16 protein-coding genes are annotated in these 13575 nt (G+C 74.4%); 12 read left to right on the top strand and 4 right to left on the bottom strand.

What is annotated here, in order from left to right:
* Positions 1–9: 9 nt before the first annotated feature.
* Positions 10–501 (top strand): pyridoxamine 5'-phosphate oxidase family protein, encoded by a 492-nt coding sequence (locus tag PP1_RS27210; protein WP_029239592.1) that lies wholly within the window; start codon positions 10–12, stop codon positions 499–501.
* On the opposite strand, the gene PP1_RS27205 is transcribed toward PP1_RS27210, so the two are convergent.
* Entirely contained in the window at positions 502–909 is a 408-nt protein-coding gene (locus PP1_RS27205) for a hypothetical protein (RefSeq protein ID WP_010231295.1), read from the bottom strand.
* A 73-nt stretch (positions 910–982) separates the two neighbouring features.
* Between PP1_RS27205 and PP1_RS27200 the strand changes: the two genes are divergently transcribed.
* Positions 983–1234 (top strand): type B 50S ribosomal protein L31, encoded by a 252-nt coding sequence (locus PP1_RS27200; protein ID WP_010231297.1) that lies wholly within the window; start codon positions 983–985, stop codon positions 1232–1234.
* Between the two features lie 164 nt (positions 1235–1398).
* Positions 1399–1713 (top strand): hypothetical protein, encoded by a 315-nt coding sequence (locus PP1_RS27195; protein WP_060575515.1) that lies wholly within the window; start codon positions 1399–1401, stop codon positions 1711–1713.
* A gap of 115 nt (positions 1714–1828) precedes the next feature.
* Here PP1_RS27195 and PP1_RS27190 read toward each other — a convergent pair whose 3' ends face one another.
* Positions 1829–3157: an FAD-dependent oxidoreductase gene (locus tag PP1_RS27190; protein WP_170918905.1), complete on the bottom strand. Its 1329-nt coding sequence runs from the start codon at positions 3155–3157 to the stop codon at positions 1829–1831.
* 57 nt (positions 3158–3214) lie between these two features.
* Positions 3215–4087 carry a metallophosphoesterase family protein gene (locus PP1_RS27185; RefSeq protein WP_010223961.1) on the bottom strand — a complete coding sequence of 291 codons (873 nt, stop codon included), beginning with the start codon at positions 4085–4087 and terminating at the stop codon, positions 3215–3217.
* Positions 4088–4207: 120 nt separating this feature from the next.
* Here PP1_RS27185 and PP1_RS27180 point away from each other — a divergent pair, with 120 nt between their 5' ends.
* Positions 4208–5548: a cytochrome P450 gene (locus tag PP1_RS27180; RefSeq protein WP_029239127.1), complete on the top strand. Its 1341-nt coding sequence runs from the start codon at positions 4208–4210 to the stop codon at positions 5546–5548.
* Between the two features lie 10 nt (positions 5549–5558).
* Here the strand turns inward: PP1_RS27180 and PP1_RS27175 are convergent, their stop codons facing one another.
* Positions 5559–6044 (bottom strand): DUF6069 family protein, encoded by a 486-nt coding sequence (locus tag PP1_RS27175; RefSeq protein ID WP_060575512.1) that lies wholly within the window; start codon positions 6042–6044, stop codon positions 5559–5561.
* Between the two features lie 327 nt (positions 6045–6371).
* Here PP1_RS27175 and PP1_RS27170 point away from each other — a divergent pair, with 327 nt between their 5' ends.
* The 8 genes from PP1_RS27170 (at position 6372) to PP1_RS27135 (ending at position 13566) form a co-directional block, all read left to right on the top strand.
* Positions 6372–6869 carry a flavin reductase family protein gene (locus tag PP1_RS27170; protein ID WP_029239126.1) on the top strand — a complete coding sequence of 166 codons (498 nt, stop codon included), beginning with the start codon at positions 6372–6374 and terminating at the stop codon, positions 6867–6869.
* Positions 6866–7618: a 3,4-dihydroxy-2-butanone-4-phosphate synthase gene (locus PP1_RS27165; protein WP_075314460.1), complete on the top strand. Its 753-nt coding sequence runs from the start codon at positions 6866–6868 to the stop codon at positions 7616–7618. Before PP1_RS27170 ends, PP1_RS27165 begins: the two co-directional genes overlap by 4 nt.
* On the top strand, positions 7615–8115 hold the full coding sequence (locus PP1_RS27160; RefSeq protein WP_075314462.1) for an NADPH-dependent FMN reductase: 501 nt from the start codon (positions 7615–7617) through the stop codon (positions 8113–8115). The genes PP1_RS27165 and PP1_RS27160 overlap by 4 nt, the downstream gene beginning before the upstream one ends.
* Before the next feature lie 211 nt (positions 8116–8326).
* Positions 8327–9424 carry an ABC transporter permease gene (locus tag PP1_RS27155; RefSeq protein WP_010237084.1) on the top strand — a complete coding sequence of 366 codons (1098 nt, stop codon included), beginning with the start codon at positions 8327–8329 and terminating at the stop codon, positions 9422–9424.
* 2 nt (positions 9425–9426) lie between these two features.
* Positions 9427–10293, top strand: coding sequence for an ABC transporter permease (locus PP1_RS27150; RefSeq protein ID WP_060721933.1), 867 nt, complete (start codon positions 9427–9429; stop codon positions 10291–10293).
* Complete coding sequence (locus PP1_RS27145) at positions 10290–11912, top strand: ABC transporter substrate-binding protein (protein ID WP_075314464.1); 1623 nt, start codon at positions 10290–10292, stop codon at positions 11910–11912. Before PP1_RS27150 ends, PP1_RS27145 begins: the two co-directional genes overlap by 4 nt.
* Positions 11909–12814, top strand: coding sequence for an ATP-binding cassette domain-containing protein (locus tag PP1_RS27140; protein ID WP_010225449.1), 906 nt, complete (start codon positions 11909–11911; stop codon positions 12812–12814). The genes PP1_RS27145 and PP1_RS27140 overlap by 4 nt, the downstream gene beginning before the upstream one ends.
* Positions 12811–13566 (top strand): ABC transporter ATP-binding protein, encoded by a 756-nt coding sequence (locus tag PP1_RS27135; protein ID WP_010225451.1) that lies wholly within the window; start codon positions 12811–12813, stop codon positions 13564–13566. The genes PP1_RS27140 and PP1_RS27135 overlap by 4 nt, the downstream gene beginning before the upstream one ends.
* The last annotated feature ends 9 nt before the right edge of the window (positions 13567–13575 follow it).

The raw sequence follows: 13575 nt of genomic DNA, 5'->3' as shown, positions 1-13575 counted from the left end.
CGTTCCGCCATGACGTCCTGGACGGAGTTCGCGGCAGCGGCCCCGGTGGTCTCCGAGGTCTTCCGGCGCCGCCACGACGCCACCGACGACCTCTGCCTGCTCGGCACGCTCCGCGCCGACGGCTTCCCGCGGATCTCCCCGCTGGAGCCGCGGTTGTTCGAGGGTGAGCTCTGGATCGGCGGCATGCCCGGCACCCGCAAGTTCGACGACCTGCAGCGCGACCCCCGGTTCACCCTGCACACCGCCACCGTCGACACCCAGGTCACCGAGGGCGACGCGAAGCTGTGGGGCCGCGCCGACGACGTGCAGGACCCGGCGTTGCACGAGCGCTACGCGCAGATGCTGTTCGAGCGGGTCGGGCTCGACGTCCGCGGCCGGGAGTTCGGCTTCTTCCCCGTCGCCCGGATCGAGGGCGGGTCGTGCGTCCAGCGGACCGGCGGACACCTCGACATCACGATCTGGCGGGCCGGTGGCGTCGAGGAGACGGTCCGCAAGCACTAGCTAGCCGCGCGCCGCCTCCGGTGCGATCGCGCAGCGCAGCCGGGCGGGCAGCGCCTGTGGGTCCGGTGCCCCGCCGTCCTGGAGCCAGCGGGTCACCGCCCGCACGTCGTCGGTGCTGCGTACCGGGCCGACCGCCACGACCGGCGACTCCGGGTGACGGCGGCCGGCGTCGCACGCCTGGACCAGCACCATCATCCCGGGGCGACGGCCCGCGCAGACGCCAGGGCCGAACCGGCAGCCCGACGTCACGAGCATCCCGTGCGCGCTGTCCTGCACGACCCCGCGCAGTCCCTCGACCAGCACCTCGTCGACCCCGGGCAGCGCGGCGACGGTGCCGTGCTCGTCCTCGTCGAAACCGCTGGGCATCTGTGCGCAGGCCGCGCACCGGACCGCCGTGAACCCGTCCATGTCGCACCTTCCTGCAAATCGGAACCGTTGTCGTTTAGGATCACGGTAGCAGTCGAACGCGCAGGAGGAATCCGTGAAACCAGGTATCCACCCCGACTACGGCCCGGTCGTCTACCGGGACATGTCCACCGGCGACCAGTTCCTGACCCGGTCCACCGAGACCTCGCGGGAGACGGTCGAGTGGTCGGACGGGAAGACCTATCCGCTGGTCAAGGTCGACATGACCGCGGCGTCGCACCCGTTCTGGACGGGCAACGCCCGGGTCCTGGACTCGGCGGGGCAGGTCGAGAAGTTCCACCGCCGCTTCGGCGGCCGGCGGCGCTGAACCCGACCGCGGCGCTGAACCGGGCCGCAGCGGGGAACCGGACCGCAGCGGGGAACCGGACCGCAGCGGGGAACCGGACCGCAGCGGGGAACCGGACCGCAGCGGGGAACCGGACCGCGGCGGGGACCGGGCCGCGACGGAGAGGGCGGCGTAGCGTCGGCCGCGTGCGCCGACGCCGCCGCGAGCCGGTGCAGGTCGTCACCGACCTGCGCGAGCCGCTCGCGGTCGAGCACGGGCGGCGGATCCGGATCCGGCTCGTGGCGATGGCCGTCTGGATCGCCGGGTGGATCGTCGCCGGCGTGTTCTGGCGGGACGGCTGGCTGGCGACGGCGATCCTGCTGACGAGCGGCCCCGGCGTCTGGATCCTGTGGTGGCTGTTCGTGCCGCGGCCCGGGCACGGGCGGCGCGAGCCGGTGCGGGCGCGGGAGCCCCGTCGGCTGCCCGGGCCCGCGGACGGGGGCGGCGGACCGGCGGACTGAACGCGCGACTGCCGGCGGGCCGATCGGGTGGGCGGCCGCGGGGATCCGCGACCGCCCACCCCGGCGACCGGCGCAGCCGGGTGGTCCCGGCCTCGTCGGGTGGCCGTACGGGGACTCAGCCGGCCCGGCTGATCCCCACCATGTCCTCGCGCGGGATGACCTTCATCCGCTCGCGCCCGCGCTCCTCGCCGAGGCCGCGCTCGTGCTTGTCCAGGGCGAGCCAGCCGTCCCACGTCGTGAAGGGGACGCCGCGGCCGTCCAGCAGGGCGGGCACGGCCTCCGGGTCGCGCTGCGGCGCCTTCGGGAGGCCGGGGGCGTCGGCGAGCAGGCTGCCGACGGTCTCGAGCGCGCAGCCCTTCGTGTGCCCGATCAGGCCGACCGGACCGCGCTTGATCCAGCCGACGGTGTAGACACCCGGCACGCCGGACACCCGGCCCGCCTCGTGCGGGATCACGCCGCGGGCCGCGTCGAACGGCAGCTCGGCGAGCTCGGACCCGGTGTAGCCGACGGCCCGGTAGACGGCGCCGACCGGGTACTCGGTGAAGACGCCGGTCCCGCGGACGCTGCCGTCGCCGGTGTACTCGGTGCGTTCGACCCGCAGGCCCTCGACCCGGTCGGTGCCCAGCACGCGGTCCGGCTTCGCGAAGAAGTGCAGGTGGATGCGGCGCGGGTCGCCGCGGTGGTCGCGCAGCGCCCAGTCCTGCATGATCTTGACGACCATCTGGACGTGCTTGGTGGCGCGGATCTGCTCCATCGAGCCGTCGTCGAACTCGACGTCCTCGGGGTCGACGATCACCTCGAGGCCGGGCACGTGGTCGAGCTCCCGCAGCTCCATCGGGCTGAACTTCGCCTGGGCGAGCCCGCGCCGGGCGAACACGTGCACGTCGGTGGCCGGGTTGACGGCCAGGCCGGCGTGCACCGAGTCGGGGACCTCCGTGCTCAGCATGTCCTCGGCGGACTTCGCGAGCACCCGCGCGACGTCGAGAGCGACGTTGCCCGCCCCGATCACGGCGACCGACGACGAGTCGAGCGTCCACTCGCGACCGACGTCGGGGTGGCCGTCGTACCACTGCACGAACTCGGCGGCGCCGTGGCTGCCCGGCAGCTCGATCCCCGGGATCTCCAGGTCGCGGTCCCGCTCGCAGCCGGTCGCGACGATCACGCCGTCGTAGTGCTCGCGCAGGTCGGCGAGGGTGACGTCGGTGCCGTAGTGGACGTTGCCGAACAGCCGCACGGCCGGGTTGTCGAGCACCCGGTGCAGCGCGTTCACGATCTGCTTGATCCGCGGGTGGTCGGGCGCGACGCCGTAGCGCACCAGGCCGAACGGCGCGGGGAGCTTCTCGAACAGGTCGACGGCGACGTCGGCGTCGGACTTCAGCAGGGTGTCGGCGGCGTAGATCCCGGCCGGTCCGGAACCCACCACCGCCACGCGCAGCGCAGTCATCGTTCTCCTCGGGTCGACGACCCCCGAGGGTATAGCAAGGTAAGCCTTACCTTACTGTTACATGGGTAACACCGTGCGCGGCAGCAGGTCCGGGAAGTGGCTGCCGACGCGCTCGGAGTGCCGGCGCCACTCGCGCGGGTAGCCCAGCGAGACCTCGACGAACGGGACGTCGTCGACCACGACGGTCCGCGGAATGTGCAGGTGGCCGTGCACGACCGCCCGCGCGCGGTAGCGGCGGTGCCAGTCCGCGGTCGCCGTCGTACCGCACCACAGCGCGAACTCCGGGTACCAGAGTACGTCGCAGGGCTCGCGCACCAGCGGCCAGTGGTTGACCAGCACCGTCGGCAGCCCGGGGTCGAGCGTGTCGAGACGGGCCGCCGTCGTCGCCACCCGGTCCGCGCTCCAGGCCTGCCGGCTCGGGTGCGGATCGGGGTGCATCAGGTACTCGTCGGTGCAGACGACCCCGGCCGCGCGCGCGGCGGCCAGCCCCTCGTCGGACGACGCGGTCCCCGGCGGCAGGAACGAGTAGTCGTAGGGCACGAACAGCGGCGCGACGACGGCCGGTCCGCCCGGCCCGTCCCACACCGGGTACTCGTCCTCCGGGGTGAGCACGCCGATCCCCCGGCAGCGGCGGACGAGCTCGTCGTAGCGCGCGACGCCGGCGAGCTGCTCGCCGTCGTCGGCGTCGGCGTTCTTCCCGCGGGTCCACAGCTCGTGGTTGCCCGGGACCCACAGCACGGTGCCGAACCGGGCGCGGAGCATCTCCAGCGTCCCGGCGACGCTCTCGATCCGCTCGTCCACGTCGCCGGCGACGATCAGCCAGTCCCCGGGATGGCCGGGGGTGATCGCCTCGGCGATCTCCCGGTTCTCCGCGTGACGCACGTGCAGGTCACTGACCGCGAGCAGGCGCGGGCCGTCGGGAGCGGACATGCCTCCAGTACTACCCGCCGCCCGGGGGACGGGGTGCGGCAGGGATGGCCGAAAGATGGTTACCGGGAGTAGGTTACCGGGAGTAGGTTCGCGGACGAGCTGACGACGCGGGAGGTCGACATGGCGGGATCGCGCGGTGCGCGACGCTGGATCCGATGGGTGATGCGGCACGGGGCCGTGCGGCGCGAGGTGACCCGGCAGTCCGACAAGGGCGACCTCGGCGCACGGATGATCGTCCACCCGGACGCGGTGCGGGACCCGTACCCGGCCTACGAGGAGATCCGCGCGCAGGGCCGGATGGTGCGCTCGGCGCTGAGCTGGACCACCGTCGACCACGAGATCACCACGGCGGTGCTGCGCAGCCCCGACTTCTGCGTCGGGATGCGGATGCCGGAGAACGCCCCCGGCCTGCTCAAGGCCCTGATGAGCGCGGGCGGGACGTGGCCGCTCGGGCCGGCCGAGCCGCCGTCGCTGCTGTCGATCGACCCGCCCGACCACAACCGGATCCGTAAGCTCGTCACGCGGTCGTTCAGCGCCAAGGCGATCGCCCGGCTGCGCACCCGCACCGAGGAGGTGGCGGCCGACCTGCTCGACGAGATGGAGGCCCGTACCGGTGCCGACCGGCGGGCCGACGTGATCGCCGAGTACGCCTCGCTGCTCCCGGCGACGGTGATCGCCGAGATGCTCGGCGCACCGGTCGAGATGCGCGAGCAGTTCCTCCAGTGGGGCGAGGGCGGCGCGTACTCGCTGGACATGGGCTTGAGCTACGCCATGTTCCGCCGGTCGGAGAAGGACATCGACGCGCTCGCGGAATGGATGTCCGGGCACTTCGACCACCTGCGCGCGCACCCGAACGACAGCATCCTGTCCTCCCTGGTGCACGCCTACGACTCCGAGGAGGGCCGCCTCACCTCCGACGAGCTGCTCTCGCTCGCCCTGCTGCTGCTCGCCGCCGGGTTCGAGACGACGGTCAACCTCATCGGCAACGGCACCAAGCTGCTGCTCGCGCACCCGGACCAGCGGGAGCGCCTGGCCGCGGACCCGTCGCTGTGGCCGAACGCCGTCGACGAGATCCTGCGGCTGGACTCCCCCGTGCAGCGCACCGGGCGGGTCGCCGCGCGCGACACCGAGGTGTGCGGGTTCCCGGTCCGCCGGGGCGCGCTGGTGCTCACCCACCTCGGCGGCGCCAACCGGGACCCGGAGGTGTTCCCGGAGCCGGACCGCTTCGACGTCGGCCGCGTCGGCGCCGACAAGCACGTCGCGTTCAGCCAGGGCATCCACTACTGCCTCGGTGCGGCGCTGGCGAAGATGGAGGGCGAGGTCGGGCTGCGGGCGCTGTTCGACCGCTACCCGGACCTGCGCTCCGCCGGTCCCGCCGAGCTGCGGGGCACCCGCGTGCTGCGCGGCTACCGGAGCCTGCCGGTCCGCCTCGGCGACGCCCGCGTCCCGGTCGGGACCTGACCGGGGCGCCTCAGGCGCGGGTGGAGGCGCTGGTGACCGTCGTGGTCACCAGGCTGATGATCGCCATGCCGATCACCAGGTGGATCGCCGCGGTCGCGATACGGACGGTCAGCGGCTCGGTCGACAGCGCCAGCGGGTAGACCGTCGCGACGGCGGTGAGCAGGCCCGCGATCCACCCGAAGTACGCCATCGGGCTGGGCACGGCCATGAGCAGGATCTGGGCCAGCCCGGTGGCGGCCAGCGCGGCCAGCGCCGCGACGATCGCGAGCTGCACGGCGCCGTCCCAGCCGCCCACGGCGTCCGTCTCGATCGGCGCCAGGTAGGGGATCTGCAGCAGTACCCGCACGATCAGGAACCCGACGACCGCGATCAGCGCGGCGATCACCGCGGTCGCGACGCCGCCGGCCCACAGCCGGCTCCCCTGCACCGCCGGCCCGTGCGGGGCCCGCCGGGTGGAGCGGCTCATCTCACGGGTCCGGTCGTCGGCCTCGGACATCGTCGGTCTCCCCGGTCTCGTGCGCGTGGTCGTGCGGTGGGCGACGGCGTCGGCGGCGTCGCCGGTGTCGACAGTGTGACGCACGCCGGCCGCCCGCGCTCCACGGTGATCACCCGGCGTGCCGGCGAGGTTACGCCGCGGGCCCGCGGCCGGGAACCGTCGCCGTCGCGTGCCGGGCGTTTTCCCGCCGGCGTGCCCGGTCCGGGCAGGTCACGGCCCCGGGCCCCGCCGTCCCCGGTCGCGCAAATCGGCGGATCGTCCGGCGTAACGGATCGGCAACCGCGCCCCGGTTCGGTGTCCTCCATCGGCACATTCGAGGAGGCCACCATGATCGTGCCCGACATCCGGGAGACCGCCGACCTGCGGCGTGCCTACGGGGCGTTCCCGAGCGGTGTGACGGCGCTGTGCGCGCTGCGCGACGGCGTCCCCGTCGGCATCGCCGCGAGCTCCTTCGTCTCCGTCTCGATGGACCCGCCACTGGTCTCGATCTGCGTGCAACGGTCGTCGACGACCTGGCCGCTGCTCGCCGACCGCGACCGGCTCGGGGTCTCGGTGCTGGGGGCCGACCAGGCGTCGGCCTGCCGGCAGCTCGCCGGGCCCGCGGCCGGCCGGTTCGCCGGGCTCGTCCACCACGCGACACCGGAGGGGGCGGTCCTGCTCACCGGGGCCGCGGCCTGGCTGGACTGCTCGCTGCACGACGTCGTCGACGCCGGTGACCACGTCCTCGCGCTGCTGCGCGTCGAGGCGCTCCAGACCCACGACGGCGTCGCCCCCATCGTGTTCCAGGCCAGCCGGTTCCACCGGCTGGTCGAGGACGCCGCGTGATCCCGGCGACACCGCCCGGGTCCGTCGCCGCCGCAGTCGCGGCGTTCCGGGCGGGGCGGCCGGTCGTGCTCGCCCCGCGGCACGGCGACCGGCCGTGCGACGCCGTGCTGCCCGCCGCGCTCGCCGGGACCGCCTGGACCGCGTGGCTGATCCGGCACACCTCCGGGCTGCTGCGGGTCCCGATGGAACCCGGCCGCGCCGACGAGCTGCGGTTGCCCGCCCTGCGGGCCGATCCGGGCACCCGCTGCGGCGCCGTCACCGTCTCGGTCGACGCCGAGGGGGTCGGCACCGGCATCAGCGCCGTCGACCGCGCGCTCACCGCCCGCGTGCTGGCCGATCCGGCCTCCCGGCCCGACGACCTGCGCCGGCCGGGGCACCTGCTCCCGGTCCGCGTCGCGGAGGGCGGCGGGCCCGGTGGCGCCGGGGCCGACGAGGCCGCGGTGGCGCTGTGCCGCGCGGCCGGGCTCCCCGCGGTCGCGCTGGCCGCCGGCCTGGTCGGCGCGGGCACCGGGCTGGCCGACCCAGCGACGGCGGTGCGGATCGCGCACCGGCACGGCCTGGTCGTCGCCGATCCCGCCGAGGTGCTCACCCACCTCACACGGGATCCCGCCGACCCGCGCGACCCCGCCGAGCCGCGCGACCCCGTCGGCGTGCACGACCCCGCCGGCGTGCTCGCCCGCACCCGGCGCCACCCCGCGGCACCGCTCGCGACCACCCACCCCACCGCCCGGCACCTGGAGCACCTGTGACCGTCACCGTCGTCGTCGGCAACCCGAAGCCCGGCTCCCGCACCCGGGCGGCCGGCGAGCTGCTGGCCCGCTCGCTCACCGGGCGGGAGCCCGACCACGTCGTCGAGCTCGCGGAGCTCGGCCCCGGGCTGCTGGGCTGGGGCGACCCGGCGGTCACCGCGGCCGTCGACACCGTCCGCGGGTCGGATCTCGTCGTGATGGCGAGCCCCACCTTCAAGGCCACCTACACCGGGCTGCTGAAGCTGTTCCTCGACCAGTTCGCGGGCGGGACCGGGCTCGAGGGCGTGGTGGCCGTCCCGCTCATGCTCGGTGCCGGGCCGGCGCACGCGATGGCACCGGACCTGCTGCTGCGGCCGGTGCTGACGGAGCTGGGCGGCACGTGCGCCGTGCCGGGCCTCTACCTGCTCGACGACGACCCCACCGGCGGGGCGGCCCTGGCCGGCTACGTCGAGCGGTGGGCCCCCGTCATCGGTGCGCTGACCGGCGTGCGGGCCTGACACCCGCGTATTTCCCCGCCCCGACGGCGCTGACCTGCGACGACCGTCCCGGCACCGGTCGCGCAAATCGACCGTGACGGTGACGGACACCGGACGCAACACCCGCCGTCGAGGCTTCTCCCCAGCACTCCCCCGCCCGGGCTCCCGGGCGGACCGGACGGGCACACCGGGGTGCCGCCCGACCCCCGATCCGACTTCAGAGGAGGTCACCGTGCGGTTCCCGGACACCGACCAGGCCGTGGCGCCGGTCCCCGACACGTCCCCCGGAACGGGCCGGTGGTTCGACCGGCACCGCTGGTGGGTCACCAGGACGGCGATGCTGCCGGTCCACGTGCTCGTGTTCGCCGTCGTCGCGTTCTTCCTGGTCTCCCTGATCCCCGGCGACCCCGTCGTCGCGCTCACCGGCGGCCGGCTCTCCGCCGAGGACTACGCGGCGGCCCGGGCCGACCTCGGGTTGGACGGGCCCTGGTGGGAGCGGCTCGGCCGCTTCCTGGGCGATCTCGTCTCCCTCGATCTCGGCACCTCGCTGGCGACCGGCCGCGACGTCGCCGGTGAGCTCGCGACCCGGCTCCCCGCCACCCTCGAGCTGGCACTCCTGGGCCTGGTCGGCTCGACCGTCGCCACCCTGGTGGTGTCGTGGTTCGCGGTCACCCGCCGCGGGTCCTGGTTCTCCCGGGTCGTCGTCGGCTATGCCCGCTCCGCTGGTGCGATCCCCGAGTTCGTGCTGGCCATCGCCGCGGTCTTCGTGTTCTACGCGGCGCTGAGCTGGGCGCCCGCCCCGTCGGGCCGGACGTCGCCGATGGTGCCCGCACCGGACACCGTCACCGGGTTCACCCTGCTCGACGCCCTGCTCACCGGCAACGGGGAGGCGTTCGCCTCGCTCGCCGGGCACCTCCTGCTCCCGGTGCTGGTCATGATCGCCGCCCACTCGGCGATCCTGATCAAGATGCTGCTGGTCGGTCTCGACGAGGCGATCGACGCACCCGCGACCCGCTTCCGGATCGCGACCGGCGCACCCCGCCGCGTCGTGGTGCTCTCGGTCTACCGCCGCGCCGCGCCGGCGATGGTGGCGACGATCGGGATGCTGTTCGGCTACCTCATGGGTGGCGCGGTGGTGCTCGAGTCGATGTTCGCGCTCGGCGGGCTCGGTCAGTACGCCGTCGACGCCGTCACCACCGCCGACGTGGTCGCGCTCCGCTCGTTCCTCGTGGTCACCGCGGCGTCCTGCCTGGTGATCTACCTCGTCGTCGATCTCGTGACCATGACCCTGGACGTCCGGCGACGTCCCGGCGCGGTCACCGGGGAGTGAACATGACTGCCGCCGTCCTCACCCCGGGGGAGGTCACGGGGCCACGCCCCGCGGCCCGGCCCCGGCTCGCCCGCCCGCTCCTCGCGCTCCCCTTCGCGCTGCTGCTGGTGCTCGCCGTCGTCGGTCCGCTGCTGGCGCCGTGGGACCCGCAGAGCGTGGTCGCGACGCCGTCGTCGCCGCCGTCGTCGGCGCACTGGTTCGGCACCGACACCAACGGGATGGACGTGTTCTCCCGCGTCCTCACCGCCACCCGGCTCGACGTGCTGATCGCGCTGTCGGTCACGGTGCTCAGCACCCTCGCCGCGCTCGTCGTCGGCCTGGTCACCGGCATGAACGAGGCCCGTCGCGGCCCGGCCGGGATCGCCGCCCGTGCCACCGCCCGGGGCATCGACCTCGTCCAGGCCGTGCCCACCGTGATCGGTGGTCTCGTGCTGCTGTCGTTCTTCGGCCGCGAGCCGCTCGTCATGGTCCTGGCGCTGGCGCTGCTGCTCCTGCCGGTGCAGGCCCGACTCGTCCGGGTCGAGGTCCTCCGGGTCCGGTCGGAGGGCTACGTCGACGCCGCCCGGATGTCCGGGGAGAGCGAGCCCGCCCTGATCGTCCGGCACGTCCTGCCGAACGCCTCGCACGCGGCGCTGGAGAACACCTCGGCGATCTTCGGGATCGCCGTCATCTTCTGCGCCGGGCTCGGCTTCCTCGGGGTCGGCATCGTGCCGCCGATCCCGGAGTGGGGCTCGATGCTGGCGCTCGGGGCGACCGACGCCGCCGTCGGCCGCTGGTGGGGGGCGCTGTTCCCCGCACTGGCGCTGGGTCTCGCGGTGGCCTCGGCCGCCGGTGCCGCCCGCGCGCTGTTCGCCGGGGGTGCCCGGTGAGCGCCGGCCGCCGCGCGCCGCTGGCCGGTCTCGTCGCCGCGCTCGCCGTGCTGGTCACCGGCTGCGGTGCCGGCGCGGTGGAGGCGGAGCGGGACACCGTCGTCATCGTGACGGGGGCGCAGGCTCAGTCCTTCGCCCAGGACTCCAACGGCACCGGCTACGAGAGCGCCGAGTACCTCGCCAACACCAACGCCACGCTGCTGCGCAACCCCTACGTCGACGGCAGCGGCGGGCAGGCCCGACACCAGGACCTCTACCGCTTCGAGCCGCTGCTCGCCGAGCGCTACGAGGTCAGCCCGGACCGGCTCACCTACACCTTCCACCTGGACCCGGACGCCCGTTCCACCGCCGGGAACCCGGTCACCGCCGAGGACGTCCGCTGGTCCTACGAGCGCAAGTTCGCCACCGCCACCTCGATCGTCCCGTTCGTGAACGCGCCGGTGATCGTCGACCCGGAACGCCAGATCCGGGTGCTCGACCCGATGACGGTGTCCTTCACCGTCGACGAGCCGGGCTACGGGTTCACCCTGCTGTCGCTGCTGTCCAACACGACCGCGGCGATCTACGACACGACGGTCCTGAAGGCGCACGTCACGCCCGACGACCCGTACGCGGTGGAGTGGTCGGCGAGCAACGGGAACTGGGGCTACGGCGCCTACGGCCTGGAGAGCTTCACCCCCGGCCAGCAGACGACCTACGTCCGCAACGAGGACTACGCCGGCGGCGCACCGCCGGTGCGGCGGATCATCCAGCGGGTCGTCGCCGACGCCGGGATCCGGGCGAACCTGCTCGCCCAGGGCGACACGCACGTCGCGGCGCAGCTGCGGCCCGCCGACCAGGCCGGGATCGCGGAGACCGGGGCGCAGGTGTTCAGCGCCCCCACCAACGCGATGGTCTACATGCCGCTGACCACGACCATGGCCCCCTTCGACGACGTCGCGGTCCGCCGGGCGCTGGCCCGCGCGGTGCCCTACGAGCAGATCGTCTCCGACGTCTACAAGGGACGCGCGGAGCAGCTGGCCGGGATGCTGTCCCCCGGCGCACCCGGCTACGACGGCGACGGCCTCGTGCCGTTCCGCTACGACCCGGCCGAGTCGCGCCGGATCCTCGCCGAGGCCGGCCACACCGAGCCGGTCGCCTTCACCCTGACCGTGAACGCCAGCGTCCCGGACCTGCAGGAGGCGGCGGTCCAGATCCAGACCGCGGCCCGCGACGCCGGGTTCGCGATCACCATCGAGCCGGTCCCGTCGGCCGCGTTCAACGAGGGGCTCGCCGCCAAGACCTTCCAGGCGTCGATGGGCCGCGACTACGCCGTCGTCCAGTCCCCGCCCTACGAGCTGGCGTTGTTCTACACCGCCGACTCGCCGATCAACTGGCCGGACTGGGAGGACTCCCGGTTCGACACGGCGCTGGCCGCGGGTAACGCGGCGGGCGACCCGCTCTCGGTCACGGCGGGGCGCTCCTGGAACGCCGCGCAGCGCCGGATCCAGAGCGACGTCCCGACCATCTGGATGGCCTACGTCCAGCCGCTCAACGCCTTCCGCGGCGACGTCTGCGGCTACGTGTTCCGCACCGACAACACCATCGACTACTCGCAGCTGACCCTGGAGGGCTCATGACCGCGCAGATGGACACCGCGCAGATGGACACCGCGCAGGCGGCACCGGCGGCACCGGCGGGTCCCGTGCCCGCGGACCCGGTGCTGGCGGTCGAGGGACTCGACGTCCGGTACGGCGCGTCGCACGCGGTGCGCGGGGTGGACCTCACGGTGCGCCCCGGTGAGCGGATCGCCCTGGTCGGCGAGTCCGGGTCGGGCAAGTCGACCCTGGGGCTCGCGGTCGCCGGGTTCATCGACCAGCGGGTCGCGACCGTCGAGGCGCGGCGGATGGAGTTCGCCGGCGTCCCGCTGCGCCGCGAGCTGACCCGGCTGCCGCAGCGCACCCCGGGGATGTCGATGGTCTTCCAGGACGCCATGACCTCCCTCGACCCGTTGTGGACGGTCGGGAGCCAGCTCGTCGCCGTGCTGCGCGGCGCGGGCGGGGTGGACGGCCGCGCCGAGGCCGCCGACGCCGCCCGGGAGTGGCTGACCCGGGTCGGGCTGACCGACACCCGGCGGGTGATGGCCGCCCGCCCGCACGAGCTCTCCGGCGGGATGCGCCAGCGGGTCATGACCGCGATCGCGCTCGCCGGGCGTCCCCGGCTGCTCGTCGCCGACGAGCCGACCAGCGCGCTCGACGCCTCGCTCGCGAGGGGGGCCGTGGAGCTGCTCGTCGAGCTCTGCGAGACGCAGGGCGCGTCGGTCCTGATGATCAGCCACGACATCGGGCTGTGCCGGCGCTACACCGACCGGACCCTGGTGATGCACCGCGGCGTGCTGGTCGAGGAGCTCCGCTCGGACGACCTCGGCGCCGCCACGCACCCGTACACGCGGGGCCTGCTGCGCTGCATCCCGACGCTCGCCTCGGCCGGTCTCGACGAGCTGCCGACGATGACCGACGACGAGCTCGGGATCGCCGCGTGAGCGCGCCGCAGGTCGTCCTGGAGGGGGTGACCCGGCGGTTCGGCGACCGCACCGCCGTCGCACCGCTGTCGATGACCGTCGACGCCGGGGACCGGATCGGCATCGTCGGCGAGTCCGGGTCCGGCAAGTCCACGCTCGCCCGGATGATCGCGGGCCTGGACCGGCCGTCCGGCGGGACGATCACGATCGACGGCCGCACCCAGACCGCCTGGATGTCCACCACGGCGGGCCGCCGCGACCTGCGGCGACGCATCCAGCTCGTCGCCCAGGACACGACGTCGACCTTCGACCCGCGGCGCACGGTGCGCGACGCGCTCCGCACCCCGGCCCGGCTGCTCGGTGGGCACTCCGGGGCCCGGGCGGACGCCGTCGCGGAGGAGGCCGTCGCCGACATGGGCCTGCCGCCGGCGATGCTCGACCGCCACCCGCACGAGCTGTCCGGCGGTCAGCGGCAGCGGATGGCGATCGCGCGGGCCATGGTCGTGCGCCCCGGGCTGCTCGTCTGCGACGAGGCGGTCTCCGCGCTCGACGTGTCGGTGCAGGGCGCGGTGCTCAACCGGATCGTCCGGTACTGCCGCGAGCACGGCGCCGGGCTCCTGTTCGTCTCGCACGGCCTGCCCGCCACCGCCTTCGCCACCGACGACCTGCTGGTGATGCTGCACGGCCACGTCGTCGAGCACGGCCGCACCGGCGCGGTCCTCTCCTCCCCCGTCCACGACCACACGGCGGCCCTCGTGGCCGCCCACGCCTGACACCCGCAC

It is taken from the genome of Pseudonocardia sp. P1 (assembly GCF_000178675.2).
In the GTDB taxonomy this organism is placed as follows: Bacteria; Actinomycetota; Actinomycetes; order Mycobacteriales; family Pseudonocardiaceae; genus Pseudonocardia.
Note: the sequence above shows the minus strand (reverse complement) of the source record. Positions and strands in the feature narration are given on the sequence as shown.